The following is a 15613-nucleotide window of genomic DNA, read 5'->3' as shown; positions in this document are numbered from 1 at the left end:
ATAACCGCTATTTTGAGTCGTTCGCCGACTTCAAAGCGGCTTGCGAGAATTTCTTTCGTCACCCGAACCAATATCGTGGTGACCTACGATCGTTGCTGACGGAAAACTTCGCCATTGTCGGCGAGTAAAAACCGAAAAATTGGTATTAGCTCGGTATAATCTTCGGGGATTTGATATCTAGAAACAATCTATCGCATGTACAGAATGCACATTTTTTATTCCGTCAATTGCCAAAAACCTTGCCGAGCCTGAGCTAGAATCGACACAATACACGCCAGTATTCATCATAACATTTGGAATATTTTTTGCTCTTTTCATATAAAGGGTTTCACTTTGCCCAACGAAATATCGGCCGTTGCGATAATCGAGCCCGCGAACAAACCCAGGGAAAGAGCAGAGTCTCTCCCAACTCGAAGCATAAACATAACCTCTAGGGCTTTCACAAAAATGCAGTTGATCGTTGATCATCGTTGGGGAATGCGGCTGAAACAGGCCGCCAAGGGCATCTAGGATGCGATCCTCCTTAAGATCGAAGAAGGAAATTCCCCCATCGAAAATCTCGTTTCTCCATACGCCAGACCGAGAGAAGTAGCTAAAAAAAAGCACACCGTCTCGAAAACAACAATCGTTCAAATGATGAAGTCCCTCTCCTCGCTTACCAGAACGGTCTGAAAATTGGCGGCGATGGATAATTTTTTTATATTTGATATCCAGTATTTCGATACAATCGTAGGCTGAGCTAATCAAGTAGGCATACCCATTGTCAACGGAGATTCCGGTGTAATGCCTAAGATTCAAGAGAATGTTTTCTGCTTGATTCCAATCAGAATCAAAAACTTGAAACTCATTCTTCACATAGTCTATTGTATAATAAGCACCATCACTAAACTGCCCTTGCCGGTAAGATCCTTCCGATAGTCTATTTATTTCAGTAATATAACCACAATTAAACGAAATCTGATACAAACCTCCACCCAGGCGGCTCGATCGGTAATCACCGGAAACACCGTAATCTGAAGACGCAACTAATAATTTTCCGCTGACTTCGGAGACGGACCGACTGTTTTTGAATTCAAGATATACTGGCGAATAACAATAATCGAGCCCCGGCTGCCAACCGGAAATTTGCAGTACCTCCTCGACGCTTTCATACGAACCGGTGGTAATGACGATAAAAAATTGATCGCGCTTTTCCAGAATTTTTGATGGCGATGTGACTTTCAGGTCCATCCATTTTTCACCGATTCTCTCCCAATTAATGTCAACAGCCAAAACCACGAAAGGCAGCAACTTCTTGCTCTTTGGAACCCAGTCTTCCGAGCAGCCCCAGAAAATGATTTCTCGTTCGCCAGCGGCACCGAGAATATCCTCTTTTTTTAGAAACATCTTGGTCAAGATACCCTGTGTCGAAGTTGCCAATCACTGTTAGATTTCACCCAAAGATGCTCAGGCCTGAAGCTATCAGCAAGATTAAAAAACTCTTCCTCATCCATTTGAATATATTCCAAGATTTCCTTAAAATAACGAGCCGGGAACTCGCCATCATATTTACGAACCAAAGAAACACCTTCTTCCCGGGTGAGGTCTCCATTTCGAATTTCCTGAGACGCTTCATGAGTTGCGCGACCAATGCCAAACTTGATATAACCGCACCAATAGTGAAATCCATCTAGCTTGTCGTCAATTGAGTTGTAACGTGAATAAGTTCCCTCTGTACGTTGGTCATTTGTTTCAAAACCGACATGCTCTTGCGCGTAGTAATAATTGCTCTGTGGATGAAAGTTAACGTAATAGCCCAGCCAATGAGGGGCTGGGCTGAATTTCGAGTATTCTTCTTCGGTTAACGGAAGATAGTACCGCAAAGCATACTGATCAATCTTTTTTTCATTTTTAAGCTCATCAAGAGAAAGACCTGAAATTCTCATGCTGGAACGATCGCTATCGACATAATAGCGCTTCGACATTTTCGGGGAATCTTCTTCGCCTCTGAATCCACCGTATTCCGCTGGATTTTCACCAAAAAAGATGAGCTTAATTCCCAGTTGTCGCGAAATATGCATGACATAATTTCTTTGTCCAAATATAAACGGCTGAAACGGATGAAATAAATTCTTAAACGCAAGGCGTGTCAACAACCCATGCCGCTCTCCGTCAGGTGTAAACAGCATATTGTCAAAACCACCTTTGCGTATCCAGCGATCAAAATTCCGTCGGCCGACGTCAGTGTAAAGGTGAGGCGCCCAAGTAACAGTTAACGGATTCATTCCATATTTGGTCTTCAGTATATGAGCCTGAAAGATCGAATCTTTGCCGCCTGATCCTGGGACAATACAGTCCCAATTTCCGTTGCTGGAGCGATAACGATCCAATAGCTTCAATAATTCCTGTTCACGAAAATTCCAATCAATCGAATTCACTTTTGCTTCATGTATTCGGCAAGGCAAGCATACCCCATCTTGAAAAATTAGGGTTGACTTGCTGCCCTCTTTGGTGTCGCGCTGAACGATGGAAGGAACAACTTTCTGATTGGATTGAACGCAGCGCGTGCAAAATTCAACGTGATCTGGGAGTCCGTAACGAGCCATAGAAATCTCTTTATTGAGTAATGGTTTTTAAGAATTTGATACCCTGAGTGCCACTAAGTTCTGGGTGATACTGCATACCGATAAAATTATCACGCACCATTGCGGCTACAAGTCTATCCGTGCCGTAATCGATCCATTGCCGCTCATGGGATGATTTAATCGAGTGCGCAGCGAAAGAGTGGATGAAATATGCGTGGTCAATATCTAAAAGCTGCGGCACTGAGTTCATCTTTTTTTGACCAATATTTGGGACTTTCAAAGCTGGATTTACCGAGAGGTTAGGTTTGAGAGACGTAACATGAACATTAAAGATACCCAGCCCTCGCACATCCGGCGCTTCTTCGCTACCAGCACACAAAATATGAAAGCCTGCACATATTCCAAGTACTTTCAGTTTTTTTTGCGATTCAGATATGTCACGAAGAAACTTTAGCCAGTCGTTTTCTGCTAGGAACGTCATATAAGCCTTAAAGTGCCCGACTCCAGGTAAAACCAGGCAATTTGTATTCTGTGCCAGTTGCTGGGGTTCAACAACTAGAGCTGCATCAGGAAAAATTGCCATTAGATTTCCAATGTTCGCGCCAGGAACAGCTATGATGCTAATCATCGTTATTGTCGCTTAAAAAAGAAAGCCGATTTTCTCTACAGAATCACAGCTGATGAAAAGGCGAGACCTTCCGTACGCAAGCTGACCGGCCAATTTGATAGTTCTTTTTTACTTCCACCGCCAGATAAGATGACGGGTATGGGTATGTCATCAAATAGATTGATAGCCTCAGCATCGAAGCCCTTCCCTGTTCCATCGCGATCAATGCTTGTCAGAATAACTTCACTCACGCCAAAAGACAGAATTTGCGCAACCCGGCCAGCAACACCTAAAGCGCTCGGCTCTCGGCCAGCGCATGAAAAACAGATATCACGACCAGTATTTACCCGATACTCAACGCCGCCCACTATTGCTTGACGACCAGTAGTTGCGACTATTTTTTCTACAATTTCACCTGACTGGAAGAGTACAGAATTCAAGTAAACCCTAGCGGCTCCGAGTCGAAAAGACAGCATCGCATCTTCGGTTGTGCGTATTCCTCCACCAAAGGTTATCGGTAACGCAGTTAATTTTGCTACGGATTCGAGTGCGGAAAAGTTTGGCGGCAATCCGTAAAGCGATTTTGTATTGTCTACGAGAAAAATCTCTTCGATGTGATTGGCTTCGCAACACTCCATAGCCGCTGCAAATGTGCCTACTTTTTTTACACCTTCGAATTTTACACCTTTTACGACTACATCGTTTTTAATTTCTAGCCTGCATATCTTTCTCATCATTTATTGCCAAATAGTAACTATTTAGGTGCCCGCGACATCTTTATGCCAGTTTTGGCATCTGAGGTTGCCCTTGGAAGCATCTCATTACATACATGTTCTTAAGTCACGAGATTTTCTGGCGTATTTGATCCTGGCTGCCACGTCTCTGATACGCTGCATACCGAGACCAAATGGTCTTTACACCTTACACCGGGCTCGCCGTCGCCCTTACGTGAAAGCGGCACCGAGCAGCGTGCGAGATGTCGGTGTAGCGCCACGAACGCAGGGCGAACCGGGGCACAAAGGCTGTCGCCGAACTCAGTCATTTTGGGACAGGGATGCCCAAAATGTATCACGAGCATGGCGACACTCCGGACTTCTTCCTCAGGGCGATCGGGTGGCGCTGATTGGGGTTGGAGAATCGCTCATGGCAACAGGGCGATCGCATCAAAATATTAGCGATTACTATTGGGTTGGTTAGCCGGATTGCCCCAGGCTTGCGCGCCCTTATTCGCTGCCCTTGCAAGAGTCCGCCATGCCGGAAATGCCCTCGGATCGATCCTTGTTGACCCATTTCTCGACGCTGGAGAATCCGCGCTGTGCAATCAAGCAGCGCCATCGACTCAACGACATGATCGCGATCGCCATCACCGGTGTGCTCTGCGGGGCCGATGGCTGGGTGCAAATCGCCGAATTCGGACGAGCCAAGCAGACGTGGTTGGAACGGTTCTTGGCACTGCCCAACGGAATCCACGTGCACGATACCTTCGGGCGGGTGTTCAGTCTGATCGATCCGTAGGTGTTCGAGGCCTGCTTTCGTGACTGGGTGGAGACGCTGCGCGAGATTCTCCCGGGCGAGGTGATCGCGATCGATGGCAAGACGTTGCGCCGCTCGCACGATCGGGGTAAGGGCGTGACCCTCGACGCGATGGGGTGCCAAACCAAGATCGCCGCCCAGATCGTCGATCAAGGGGCCGACTACGTCCTCGCGCTCAAGGGCAACCAGAGCACCTTGGCCACCGAGGTCGAGGAGGCCTTCATCAACGCCGATGCTCGAGACTACGCCGACGTCGACTCCCAGTTCCTGGAAACCGTCGAGCAGGGACATGGGCGGCGCGAGAGGTGCCGCTATCGCACTCTCGGCGATCTCTCCGGTGTGTCGCGCCGCGCCGGATGGAAGGCGTTGAACATGATCGGCATGATCGAGTCCGAGCGCGAGATCAATGGTGTGACCTCGCGTGAGACACGCTATTACATCGCCAGCACCGACACCGACGTGTCGGTCTTCGCCCGCGCTGTGCGCGGTCACTGGGGCGTGGAAAACCAGCTGCATTGGAGTCTTGATGTCGCCTTCAATGAGGATACCTCGCGCGTACGCGATCCCGATGCCCGCGAGAATCTGGCCGTGATGCGGCGCGTCGCCTTGACCCGTCTCAAGCACGACAACACCAAGCTCGGCATTCAGAGCAAACGCCTGAAAGCGGCCTGGAACGAGGTCTATCTGGAAAAATTGCTCTTCGAGGCGCCCAAATACACTGCAAAATCATCAACGTCCAAATCTTTGAATATTAGGAAAACGTGATGCGATCGCCCTGCTCATGGCAAGAAATTACAGGCCCAGATCATGGCTTGGCAAGTGGTCCTGAACAGCTACTATCCTGCTACATGGCGATAAATTCGCGCAAGGCACGTGCGGAAAAGTGACTGTGCCGATGGACGGACAGGATTTTCATGGATTCGGCAAATCGTAGAAGCGCTTCTTAAGCAAATCATTCAGCGATCGTTGCTCCAGAACTTTAACGATGGCAGCACTCGCACCGCCGTTGCCGTAAGGGTTCTTAACCCTTGGCAGTTGCGCCTGGAATTTCGGTGAAAACAGCTGACAGAGGGCAGCACCAATGGAAGCCTGATCTGGTTCGCAGTCGATCACGCTCGCGGCACGCAAGCGTCCGCGTTGGCGATCGCCGATATTGATGGTGCCCTTATTGAAACTTGGTACTTCAGCCAAACCACTGGAGGAATTACCAACCACGCCATCGAAATGCTTGATGCAGGACAGATACAGCAGTTGTCCCAGTGAGGTATAAGCCTGAGCGTTCTTATGTCGTGAGCAGTAGTCTTCGATCTGACGAAACAGCACACGACCCTCGACATCGGCATTGGGCATGGTGAAGACTAGGCCAGTGTCTTGCAATTCCGCCAGCGCAGCGAGCAGTTCGTCCATTTGCGCGGCGCTGGTGTTGTGTTCCAGTGTCACGGGATGAAAGGTGATCAACAGGTTGCGCGAGGCTAGCTTGAAATCCAGCTTGGCCTCCAGTTCATCACGTGCCAGGAGCTGGAGGCGCAGAATGTTATCGATGCCCAATCCTCCGACCTGAAAGACGTGCTTCGGCTGCTCGCCGAGCTGGATGACCCGGCGCCGGTACTCTTCCGCTGCGACGAAGTGCAGGTGGGACATCTTGGAGATGCTGTGGCGGATCGCCTCATCAATGGCGCCCTGTGTTGTCTCGCCTCCATGCAGATGGGCGATGGGTACGCGTGCGATCATGGCCGATGTGGTTGCGGAGAAGATCTCGTAGCGGTCACCGAGCACCAGCAGCAGATCCGGTTGTAATTCCGCCAGTGCATCGGCGAATCCGATCATGCCAAGTCCCATGGACTTGGTCACGCCTACCCTCGTGTCCGAGCTCAGTAACATCTCGACCTTGCGATCAACCTGAAAGCCATCGGCTTCGATGGCCTCGACGGTTAGTCCGAACTCTGGAGACAGATGCATGCCGGTGGCGATGAGTTGCAACTCCAGCACGGGCGACTGGCGGATGCCCTCCATCACCCAGCGCAGAAGCCCGTATTCAGCGCGGGTGCCGGTGACGACGCAGATACGCTTGGTCATTGTTCAGTCAGGTCTCTCAAAATCTTCTTGGCCAAGCCTCCCTTTATGTCCGTGTGTCGAGGAATGGCTTCAGTGACGCCAGTCTTTGGATTTATCTATAAAGCATATTCGCCACCTTCGCGTTTCAGGTAGCAGCCAGTCTGGCGCAGCTGTTTTTCAAGCAGCCGTCGCTTCATGCGATGGTCAGAGGTTCTCGAATCGCATCCGGCGGTAACCCCTTGAGCGCATCTTCAAGTCGATCCTCAATCAATAACTGAATGCCGAGCGAAGACTTTCGCGCGCTTCTTCAAGGGTCTCTCCTTGTCCATTGGCACCAGGAAATTCTGGCGAGACCGCCCAGTAACCTCCCTCGGGTGCGACTTCTATGATGGGCATGACTTCACCTTTCATTTGCGTTACACCTCAAAACTCAATCAACTCATCTTCAGTATAATCGCTTCCAGCAATTCGCCCCATCACCTCATCCCAGCGCATCGGTGAGATCCCAGTGCCAGGGCGCTTGGCGGTGACGTTGTCCGGCGTGAAAGGCTCGCCGACGTGGATGGCTCGGGTCGCGACTAGGGATTTGCGCGCGATCAGCTTGTTTTTCGCTTCGCTCGGGCTTGGGCGCTTTATGCCGTCACCCAGCGCCTGCTCAATGTTGCGGATGGCGCGCACCATGGCGGCGAACTCATCTGGTTCCAGACTAGCTTTGTGGTCCGGGCCGGGCAAGTTGCGATCTAGCGTCAGGTGCTTTTCGATGACGGTCGCGCCGAGCGCCACGGCGGCGATGGGTATCTCGATGCCCGGTGTATGGTCCGAATAGCCGACTGCCACGCCGAAGGCTTCGCGGATGTTGCACATGGCGCGCAGGTTCACGTCCGCCATGGGCGTTGGGTATTCGGTGTTGCAGTGCAGGACGGTTATCTGCGAACGCAGGGTGCCGGCGGCTTCCAGAGTCTCGATCGCGGCTTCGATGTCGCCCAGGGTGCTCATGCCGGTGGAGAGGATCACCGGTTTGCCGAAGGCGCCGACATGGCGCAGGTATGGCAGATTGGTGATCTCGCCGGAGGGAATTTTGAAACGAGGCAAATTTAGATCCCGAAGCAGATCAAGACTTCCATTATCGAAAGCCGAAGATAAAAAATCTATTCCAAATCTAAGGCAGGTTTTTTGTATTACAAGGTGCTGCTCTCTGTTTAACTCTAATTTCTCTATCATTTGAAGCTGCGTTTCTGTCGGTGTCGTAGTCGCTTTTTGGTATTCTGCCTTCTCTGCAAATTGGCTGACTTCATCTCTGGCGATAAATGTCTGAAATTTGACTGCATCTGCTTTTGATTCTTTTGCTGATGCGACTAGCTCAAGAGCTTTCTGCAAGCTGCCGTTATGGTTGACGCCTGCTTCTGCGATTACGTATGTCATGGCTTTTCGGCTTCTATAATCCATTCGACTATTGCATTTTTCCTGTTGTTTCGGGTCGTTTTTAATTCTTCCAAAGAGGTCAAAACTAGATCGCCTAGCAAATCAACCACTTCTGAATCTGTGGTAAAACGCGCATACCCTTTCCCATGAAGCGGTCCTTCAGCGCAGAGGAATGCGTTTCGCCCTAATTCTTGTCCGGTGCCATAGCCCCAAGATAATGTGGAAAAAGTTCTTGAGAAAAGCTTTCCGCTAGTTTTTAGGACTCTTGCGGCTTCACTGTAGATAATCTGAGAATCTTCGAATGAATTGCAGCAAATCGCTTCATTGTCAATTACTGCGTCGAACATTTTATCATCGAATGGCAGGAGCGAAATATCTGCAACACAAAGAGCCCCTGTCCAATCGGGTACTTCAGTATCAAGTCGCGCTTTTGCAATCCTAATTGCAGTCTTGGATCCATCAACACCGAAAACGCTAAATTCTTCGCGGGCGCAATACCAAAGATTGGCGCCAGGGCCGCAACCCAACTCCAGTATTCTTATGTCTCGACGATTATTTGCTTTATAAAAATGTCGGGCAACAAACCGGATTAAAGCTTCTCCAGGATATTTTCCCCAGGCAGAACTCGAAAAAATATCTTCCCAAATCTCGTCGAAAGCCATTTTCCCCTCCGCAGAATCAGTCGCGGTAAAATAGTATTGTGGTGTCTTGGCCTGGTCGTAATGACTTCAGTGATTCATAATGGTCATGGTTGTATATAGAGAAGCCAATGTTGAAAGGAATAAGGTTGCTAGAAAATCCGCGTTTAAATAAAAGCAATGAATCATCTTTGCTCGTTGATCGCCCTCCACCTAAATAGAATATCTCGAAACCTTCTTTTTGATAATGACGTGCAAGCAAATGAAGTAAATAAATCATAGGCCTAGATTTGCTCCTGATAGTATGGGCGCCTAAATGATACTCAATAATTTTTGAAGCATGGCTAACCAATATCAAGGCGCCTGCAACAATACTATGCTCGTCATGTAGTAGCCAGCATTCTACAAAGCTTAACTTGTAGAGGTTTTCGTAATATTTTTCTTTGAAAAAATAAAAATCCCTAGCGCTGGCGCGCCTCATCGTTTCTTCGTACAATTTAATGAAGGCTGAAAAATTATTGGCATCTTCAACTTTAACTAGTTCATGAATTTTTTCTGACTCTCGTCTTATATATGTGCGTCTTCTTCCGGAGTAATCATCAAATAAATGACCTTTTAAGTTAATGAATACCGTGCTTCTATTGAAGTCAACTTTCTCATAAAAATGGGTGGGGTGATTTGCGAGCGGATGGATTCTTGCGAAATGTGCTAAAATTTTATTTGCTTGTGCCCAGTTTTGAAACTCGCGCCTAACACCTTCGAGAAATGACGAGTCACGTGTATTTGTCAGAGGGCTGCCATAACCATATGGCGACTCAATATCTCGGATTATTAAATTTTTTTCTAATTTGGTTTCGCAGAGATGAAACGAGTAGAGGAATTTTCCATTATTTTCATGAGAATACCAAAATATCGGCTGTAATCTATCGTCCCTGCTGGCGTCAGCCGCGACATACAAAGGATGAAGTGTCGGTAGCTGACAACTATCCGGCATCCCATAATAAATATTTTCAGCTTCTTCCAGTGGAATTTGATAGGCATGCATCAATTTAAAGCCTTTTGAAAAATCTTTTAATGCAAAATGCAATCGGTTATCACGCCAGCCCCGCACTGCTCGGCAGATTAATGAGCCGCCGCGCTAATGATTCTGCCATTGGCAGTGGCGCGAGCGGAAAGTCGCGATAGGGCGGCAACTGGTGCATTAGCGTCCAGGCTGGGCGGGTCATCAGACCGGCGTCGTTGGTCGCCGTGAGAATCGCATCGCGTTGATCCGCCGCCGCCTCATCCAGAATCAGTGTCTGCAGCCAATAATTGCTCTCACAGCCTTGTGGTTCCTGCATCAAACTCGCCTGCTCCAGGCCCGCGAAAGCTTCGCGATAGCGCGCGGCTAGACGCCGCTTAGAGGCTAGAAACTTCGGCAACTGCTCCAACTGGGCACAGCCGAGCGCGGCATTGATATTGGGCATGCGGAAGTTGTAGCCGATCTCGTCGTGCATATAGTCCCAACGGTGCGGGACTTTGGCCGTAGTGCTCAGGTGCTTGGCGTGATCGGCTAGGTGCTTATCGTCGGTGAGGATGGCGCCGCCACCGCCTGTGGTGATGATCTTATTGCCGTTGAAACTCAGCGTGCCTAGCCGCCCGAAGGTGCCGGTGTGGCGGCTATGGTATCGGCTGCCGAGGGATTCTGCGGCGTCTTCCACCAAGGTCAGCCGGTAATCATGCGCGACAGACAGCAGGGCGTTCAGATCGCAGGGATGACCGAACGTGTGCATGGGGACCAGCGCGCGCAAACGCCGGCCGGTGTGGCGGTTTCGCCAGGCATCACCCGAGCGCTCGGCGGTCGCGCCGAGCCAGTCTCGCAGTGCCGTTGGATCAAGACCTAGCGTGTTCTTCGCGCTGTCGGCAAAATGGGGCACCGCGCCCAGGTAATGCACTGCGTTGGCTGTGGCGACAAAGGTGAGCGCAGGGACGATGACCTCATCCTTCGCCTCCACTCCGGCCAGTTGTAGCGCGATCTGCAGGGCGGCAGTGCCGTTGACCACAGCGACGGCTCGGCGAGCGCCTGTGTAATCCGCTAGCTCGCGCTCGAAGCGATCGACATAGGCACCGACCGAGGATACAAAGGTTGAGGCGATGCAGTCCTGCACGTAACGCTGTTCGTGGCCCTGGAAGCGAGGTTCATGCAGCGTTGCATTCTCTGGTCCCAGCACCGCGCGCAGCGCATCGATAATGGCCGACGGAAGCGCGTTCACAGGTTATAGCGATCCGCCTTGTAGTGGCTCAGGTTGGCCGGGTCCGTGAACCACTTTGCCGTCTCGGACAGGCCGCGCCGGAAGCCATCAAGCCCAGCGTAAGCTGGCTGCCAGCCGAGCAGTTCCCGTGCCTTGGTGTTGTCCGCCCAGAGTCGCTCGACCTCGCTCTTGTCCGGGCGCAGGCGCTGCTCGTCGGTGAGGATCTCGATGTCAGCGTTCATGATCTCGGCGATAGTGCGCGCGGTGTCACCGACGCTGATCTCGAAGTTGCTGCCGAGGTTGATCACCTCGCCGATACTAGCATCGCTCTCCAGTGCCTTGATGAAACCGCTGGCGGTATCGGCGACGAAGTTAAAGTCGCGCGTCGGATGCATCGCGCCTAGCTTGATCTGGCGTTGGCCGCTGGCAATCTGGGTGATGATGGTGGGGATGACTGCACGCGCCGATTGCCTGGGGCCGTAGGTGTTGAAGGGCCGCAGCGTCACCACTGGCGTGCCGAAGGATAGATGGAAGGATTGGGCGATTTGATCGGCGCCGATCTTGCTCGCCGAATAAGGCGACTGGCCTTGCAGTGGGTGTGCTTCGGTGATGGGCACGAAGCGGGCGGTACCGTAGACCTCGCTGGTCGAGGTGTGGACTACCTTGCTAACGCCCAGATCACGCGCCGCCTGCACAACGTTGAGCGTGCCCTTGATATTGGTGTCTATGTAGGTGTCTGGTGAGTGGTAAGAGTATGGGATGGCGATAAGCGCGGCCAGGTGCAACACGGCATCGCAGCCGGTCATCGCGGTGCGTACACCGTGCGGGTCGCGGATGTCGCCAGCGAAGACCTCGAACTGGTCGCACACATCCGTGGCACACTGATCAAGCCAACCCCAGGTGTTGAAGGAGTTGTAGAGGACGAAGGCCTTGACGTCATAGCCGGCGCGCACCAAGGCTTCGGTGAGATGGGAACCGATGAAACCGTCGGCACCGGTGATGAGGATTTTACGTCCCACGCTTACAGGCTCCATCCATCGTCGATGATGATGTTCTGACCGGTGAGATATTGCGTGTGATCCGAGAGCAGAAACAGCAGTGCTCCTACAACATCCTCGGCATCGAGCATCCCCTTGTCATTACAGGACTCCCGGTACTTTTCCAGAAAGCTCTCCGGTTGATTGTCGAGAATGCCGCCCGGACTGATACAGTTCACGCGAATATTGTTGCCCTTACAGTACTTGGCCAGATAACGGGTCACCGCGATCAGCCCCGCCTTGATGGCGCTGTACTCAATCGGCGAGACCATGCTGGTACCTACGTAATGCTCGAACTTGGGTGCGGTAATACCTTGGATCGAAGAGACATGGATCAGGTTACCATGACCTTGTTGCTTGAAGTGACGGATCATCCGCTGCGAGAACAAAATCGCTCCCCCCAGATGACCGGAAAGATCTTCTGACAAGAACTCCGGCGTTAGATCCTCGAATGCAGTCCCCCAGCCCTTTGACCGTGGATAGGCGGAATGTATGGCTGCGTCGAGCCTGCCGAAACGCTCAATGGCCTCGGCAATACATCGATCAGCCTCTGCAGGAAGACCTGCGTCAGCGCGACAGGACATGGCAAGCTTTGTCGGCAAGTCGGCGAGCAGCTCATCAAGCCCCGTTGCATTGACGTCAACGAGCACGACGGATCCACCTTGAGCAACCACTCCGCGCGCGGCGCTAGCTCCAATTCGACCAGCGGCACCTGTGATTAGGACGACCTTATTGTTCAGCATGTTTTTTCTCAGCCATGACTCGTTCCTGCATCAAAAACTCCGCGACCCTAAAATCGAATTCTGTGTCGATATCAATGGCGCGCTCCTGTGGAAACAGTACGCCTTTTACTCGGCCTTGCCATAGATTGTCATGTGTCATGATGAAATTCGGTCGCATGACATAGGCAAGAGTCGTTAAATCAAAGGCCTGAGGTGCGTCCTGACGTCGCGTAATCCTGCCTCCGCCGTCCACCAAGATGCTGAGATGCCCATCGTCATTGGCCTTCACCATGTTGAACCAGGGGCTGCGGTGGGCTGCCGTCATGGTCACGACGACATCCGTCTCATCATCTAGCGCAGCCATGCATTGACTGACATCTTCCGCCAGGCGCAGAGGTGCCGTCGTTGGCAGGCTGATGAAGCGATCGAAGTCGCCACCCACTGTCTCACGGACCCATTCGATGGCATGACGCCAGGCTAACCACTCGGGACTAGTGTCCTCAGCAAGCTCTGCGGGCCTGGAAATGACGGTGGCCCCAAAGGCTTCAGCAACTGCTGCGATTTCGGAAGAGTCAGTGGATACGAAGCTGCGTTCAATCTCTGGAATCTGACTAGCGACGGCAAGCGCATGGCCGAGCAGCGGTTTATCGACGAGTTGTCGGATATTTTTGCCGGGCACGCCCTTGGAATTGCCGCGTGCGAACACAAAGGCAAAGGTTTTCATAGATCGATGATTTTTCCTTCGCGATGGGATTGCTTCGCCGCTTCGACCAAGGTCAGCGCAGCGATTCCATCATCGAGCGTGACATTTGGTGCTTCTCCTTGCTCAATGCAGGCAAGAAAGTGTGTGAGTTGCATCCTAAACATAGCGTCGCGCTCGATGTTGAAGGACCATTGTTCCGTCTGCCCAAATTCAGGTTTCCAACCAACGGTGTTTTCAATGCCATCCCAGGTGAGGGTTCCCTCTGATCCATGGAGGGTGCACTGTCTGATTGCATCGCGGCGGCAGAAGTCCAAGTGTATCGAAACAGGGAGCTTCGACTGAGAACGTAGTGTTAATTCAGCGATGTCTTCGACATCGATATCCAGCGTTCCGGTGTTTCTCAGCACAGCCCCAATATTTTGAAATGGGCCAAAAAACCAATTGGCGTAATCAATCTCGTGACTCAGTTCGAGCAGCGCACCTCCACCAAGTTCTGCTCGTGCAGATGCTGTAGTTCGGTAATCTTGCTCAGGCCGCCAATCAGGGAGATAGGATCCGCATATGATGTTTACTGCAATGGGCTCACCAATTCGACTACCCCTCGCCATCTCATAGAAATAGCGCGCGCCCAACGAGTAACGGATTACATATCCGACGAGAACTGGCGCTTGCGTCTTTTCAGCTAACCCCTTGAGTGCATGTACGCCATCCATGTTGTGAGACACAGGCTTTTCGATCAGGGTTGGTATACCCGCACTGAGAAGCTTTATCGCCTGCGGCACATGAAACGGTGCTGGACTTGAAATGATTGCAGCATCAACATCCATCGTCAGAGCTTCATCAACTGAGGTCACTGATGCTTTGGCGAGTGATTCTTCCGGCCAGCGCCCCCCCTTGCCAGAACGCACCAGGATCATTTCGATTTCGGGACGCAATTGCTTGAGCAAGCGAAGGTGGCGCCTTCCGATACTGCCTAAGCCGACAATGGCGACACGTTTTACTTTGATTACACTCATCGCCACTCCCCGTGTGCTCGCTCAAGAGTCTCCGGCAGTCCCACATCCAGCCAATACTCATGGATGGGAAAAGCGGCTACACGACATTGTTGCCCTACAGCTTGCTCTAGTAACTGCGGCATGTGATAAAACTGGTTCTCAGGAAGAAGATCCAGTAATTCTGGATTTAAAAGGTAGATTCCAGCGTTAACGTAATGTGTAAGAACTGGCTTCTCTTCCAGCCCAAGCACATGAATATCATCGGTGCGTACCACTCCATAAGGTATCTGCGTGGCGTGCTCGCGCACACAGAGTGTCGCGGCAGGATTATGTTCTTCATGAAAGCGCAGTAAGCAAGAAAAATCCACTCGAGTGAGTACATCGCCATTCATGACCAATAGCGGTTTCGTCGGTCGTTGTGACAGTAAGCTGAGCGCTCCTGCGGTACCCAGTGGTTGGGTCTCCTCCAAGTAGCGGATCTGAACATTAAAGCGTGCTCCGTCCCCAAAGTAGTCCTTGATTTGGTGTTTAAGGTAGTTGACAGCCAAGTAAAATTCACGAAAGCCAGCGTCTATACATTGTTGCAAAATAATCTCTAACAAAGGTCTATCGCCGACACGTAGCATGGGTTTTGGGCAATTTTGTGTCATTGGCCGCAGCCGCTTGCCTTCTCCACCAGCCATGATCACTACGGAATTGGGTAAAATTACTGGTCTGATCAGTTCATCTAGGAAAAAAACTTGAACTAACCGTCCTGCGGAGTCAAGCACCGGGATTTGACGAATTTTTTCACGGCGCATTAATGCAAGTGCTTCGTCTCCCGTTGAGTGTTCAGTCAGCGCACGAAATCCTCGATGCATAATATTTTCTATGGGTTGATCGAGAGACTCGCCTCGCAGCAGACTACGCCGGATATCACCGTCCGTTACTGTTCCCACAAGAGCGCCAGAGTCATTTACTACTAAAGCAATCTGCGTAGCACTGTGATCAATGACAGCAATCACATCACGAATTGGGGTGCTTGTAGATGTCGTAATATTGGCTCTCTCGAATTTCATGGGACTCTCCCGGATCTTCGGGGGTTGTGATATTTTTAAAATCAAAAC

The 15613-nt window shown here is 51.0% G+C and carries 16 protein-coding genes; 2 read left to right on the top strand and 14 right to left on the bottom strand.

Translation table 11 applies throughout. The features are described 5' to 3' along the window. Positions 1 to 177: 177 nt before the first annotated feature. The 4 genes from THIDRDRAFT_RS24980 to THIDRDRAFT_RS24965 are packed head-to-tail and all read right to left on the bottom strand — an operon-like array spanning position 178 to position 3908. Positions 178 to 1386, bottom strand: coding sequence for a DUF4915 domain-containing protein (locus tag THIDRDRAFT_RS24980; protein WP_007042933.1), 1209 nt, complete (start codon positions 1384 to 1386; stop codon positions 178 to 180). Between the two features lie 5 nt (positions 1387 to 1391). After that, positions 1392 to 2585: an N-acetyl sugar amidotransferase gene (locus THIDRDRAFT_RS24975; protein ID WP_007042932.1), complete on the bottom strand. Its 1194-nt coding sequence runs from the start codon at positions 2583 to 2585 to the stop codon at positions 1392 to 1394. Between the two features lie 10 nt (positions 2586 to 2595). Further along, on the bottom strand, positions 2596 to 3192 hold the full coding sequence (hisH, locus tag THIDRDRAFT_RS24970; RefSeq protein ID WP_083827548.1) for an imidazole glycerol phosphate synthase subunit HisH: 597 nt from the start codon (positions 3190 to 3192) through the stop codon (positions 2596 to 2598). Positions 3193 to 3227: 35 nt separating this feature from the next. After that, the gene (locus THIDRDRAFT_RS24965; protein ID WP_083827547.1) at positions 3228 to 3908 is read right to left on the bottom strand and encodes a HisA/HisF-related TIM barrel protein; all 681 of its coding nucleotides are present in this window, start codon (positions 3906 to 3908) and stop codon (positions 3228 to 3230) included. Between the two features lie 514 nt (positions 3909 to 4422). Between THIDRDRAFT_RS24965 and THIDRDRAFT_RS26925 the strand changes: the two genes are divergently transcribed. Both THIDRDRAFT_RS26925 and THIDRDRAFT_RS20965 read left to right on the top strand, forming a co-directional pair. Then, positions 4423 to 4686 (top strand): ISAs1 family transposase, encoded by a 264-nt coding sequence (locus THIDRDRAFT_RS26925; protein WP_007042929.1) that lies wholly within the window; start codon positions 4423 to 4425, stop codon positions 4684 to 4686. Beyond that, on the top strand, positions 4687 to 5469 hold the full coding sequence (locus THIDRDRAFT_RS20965) for an ISAs1 family transposase (protein WP_007042928.1): 783 nt from the start codon (positions 4687 to 4689) through the stop codon (positions 5467 to 5469). Positions 5470 to 5616: 147 nt separating this feature from the next. Here THIDRDRAFT_RS20965 and neuC read toward each other — a convergent pair whose 3' ends face one another. The 10 genes from neuC to THIDRDRAFT_RS24940 form a co-directional block, all read right to left on the bottom strand. Next, a complete protein-coding gene (neuC, locus tag THIDRDRAFT_RS20960) occupies positions 5617 to 6780 on the bottom strand; it encodes a UDP-N-acetylglucosamine 2-epimerase (RefSeq protein ID WP_007042927.1) in 1164 nt (387 codons plus the stop codon). A gap of 402 nt (positions 6781 to 7182) precedes the next feature. After that, the gene (gene neuB / locus THIDRDRAFT_RS20955; RefSeq protein WP_007042926.1) at positions 7183 to 8181 is read right to left on the bottom strand and encodes an N-acetylneuraminate synthase; all 999 of its coding nucleotides are present in this window, start codon (positions 8179 to 8181) and stop codon (positions 7183 to 7185) included. Beyond that, on the bottom strand, positions 8178 to 8843 hold the full coding sequence (locus tag THIDRDRAFT_RS24950) for a class I SAM-dependent methyltransferase (protein ID WP_007042925.1): 666 nt from the start codon (positions 8841 to 8843) through the stop codon (positions 8178 to 8180). Before THIDRDRAFT_RS24950 ends, neuB begins: the two co-directional genes overlap by 4 nt. A gap of 16 nt (positions 8844 to 8859) precedes the next feature. Then, positions 8860 to 9906, bottom strand: coding sequence for a GNAT family N-acetyltransferase (locus THIDRDRAFT_RS24945; protein ID WP_083827546.1), 1047 nt, complete (start codon positions 9904 to 9906; stop codon positions 8860 to 8862). A 7-nt stretch (positions 9907 to 9913) separates the two neighbouring features. Next, complete coding sequence (locus THIDRDRAFT_RS20950; protein ID WP_007042923.1) at positions 9914 to 11071, bottom strand: LegC family aminotransferase; 1158 nt, start codon at positions 11069 to 11071, stop codon at positions 9914 to 9916. Next, positions 11068 to 12069, bottom strand: a complete 1002-nt coding sequence (locus tag THIDRDRAFT_RS20945; RefSeq protein WP_007042922.1) for an NAD-dependent 4,6-dehydratase LegB — start codon at positions 12067 to 12069, stop codon at positions 11068 to 11070. Before THIDRDRAFT_RS20945 ends, THIDRDRAFT_RS20950 begins: the two co-directional genes overlap by 4 nt. Positions 12070 to 12071: 2 nt before the next feature. Next, positions 12072 to 12830 (bottom strand): oxidoreductase, encoded by a 759-nt coding sequence (locus tag THIDRDRAFT_RS20940; protein WP_040845679.1) that lies wholly within the window; start codon positions 12828 to 12830, stop codon positions 12072 to 12074. Next, positions 12817 to 13533 carry an acylneuraminate cytidylyltransferase family protein gene (locus THIDRDRAFT_RS20935; RefSeq protein WP_007042920.1) on the bottom strand — a complete coding sequence of 239 codons (717 nt, stop codon included), beginning with the start codon at positions 13531 to 13533 and terminating at the stop codon, positions 12817 to 12819. The genes THIDRDRAFT_RS20940 and THIDRDRAFT_RS20935 overlap by 14 nt, the downstream gene beginning before the upstream one ends. After that, positions 13530 to 14528, bottom strand: coding sequence for a Gfo/Idh/MocA family protein (locus tag THIDRDRAFT_RS20930; protein WP_007042919.1), 999 nt, complete (start codon positions 14526 to 14528; stop codon positions 13530 to 13532). The genes THIDRDRAFT_RS20935 and THIDRDRAFT_RS20930 overlap by 4 nt, the downstream gene beginning before the upstream one ends. Next, complete coding sequence (locus THIDRDRAFT_RS24940) at positions 14525 to 15565, bottom strand: nucleotidyltransferase family protein (protein WP_007042918.1); 1041 nt, start codon at positions 15563 to 15565, stop codon at positions 14525 to 14527. Before THIDRDRAFT_RS24940 ends, THIDRDRAFT_RS20930 begins: the two co-directional genes overlap by 4 nt. Positions 15566 to 15613 lie beyond the last annotated feature (48 nt).

The organism is Thiorhodococcus drewsii AZ1 (assembly GCF_000224065.1).
GTDB lineage: Bacteria > Pseudomonadota > Gammaproteobacteria > Chromatiales > Chromatiaceae > Imhoffiella > Imhoffiella drewsii.
Note: the sequence above shows the minus strand (reverse complement) of the source record. Positions and strands in the feature narration are given on the sequence as shown.

Excerpts from the sequence above, each read along its gene's own strand:
- THIDRDRAFT_RS24980 (WP_007042933.1), bottom strand. The coding sequence starts at position 1,386 with ATGTTTCTAAAAAAAGAGGATATTCTCGGTGCCGCTGGCGAACGAGAA.
- THIDRDRAFT_RS24975 (WP_007042932.1), bottom strand. The coding sequence starts at position 2,585 with ATGGCTCGTTACGGACTCCCAGATCACGTTGAATTTTGCACGCGCTGC.
- hisH (WP_083827548.1), bottom strand. The coding sequence starts at position 3,192 with ATGATTAGCATCATAGCTGTTCCTGGCGCGAACATTGGAAATCTAATG.
- THIDRDRAFT_RS24965 (WP_083827547.1), bottom strand. The coding sequence starts at position 3,908 with ATGATGAGAAAGATATGCAGGCTAGAAATTAAAAACGATGTAGTCGTA.
- THIDRDRAFT_RS26925 (WP_007042929.1), top strand. The coding sequence starts at position 4,423 with ATGCCGGAAATGCCCTCGGATCGATCCTTGTTGACCCATTTCTCGACG.
- neuC (WP_007042927.1), bottom strand. The coding sequence starts at position 6,780 with ATGACCAAGCGTATCTGCGTCGTCACCGGCACCCGCGCTGAATACGGG.
- neuB (WP_007042926.1), bottom strand. The coding sequence starts at position 8,181 with ATGACATACGTAATCGCAGAAGCAGGCGTCAACCATAACGGCAGCTTG.
- THIDRDRAFT_RS24950 (WP_007042925.1), bottom strand. The coding sequence starts at position 8,843 with ATGGCTTTCGACGAGATTTGGGAAGATATTTTTTCGAGTTCTGCCTGG.
- THIDRDRAFT_RS20940 (WP_040845679.1), bottom strand. The coding sequence starts at position 12,830 with ATGCTGAACAATAAGGTCGTCCTAATCACAGGTGCCGCTGGTCGAATT.
- THIDRDRAFT_RS20935 (WP_007042920.1), bottom strand. The coding sequence starts at position 13,533 with ATGAAAACCTTTGCCTTTGTGTTCGCACGCGGCAATTCCAAGGGCGTG.
- THIDRDRAFT_RS20930 (WP_007042919.1), bottom strand. The coding sequence starts at position 14,528 with ATGAGTGTAATCAAAGTAAAACGTGTCGCCATTGTCGGCTTAGGCAGT.
- THIDRDRAFT_RS24940 (WP_007042918.1), bottom strand. The coding sequence starts at position 15,565 with ATGAAATTCGAGAGAGCCAATATTACGACATCTACAAGCACCCCAATT.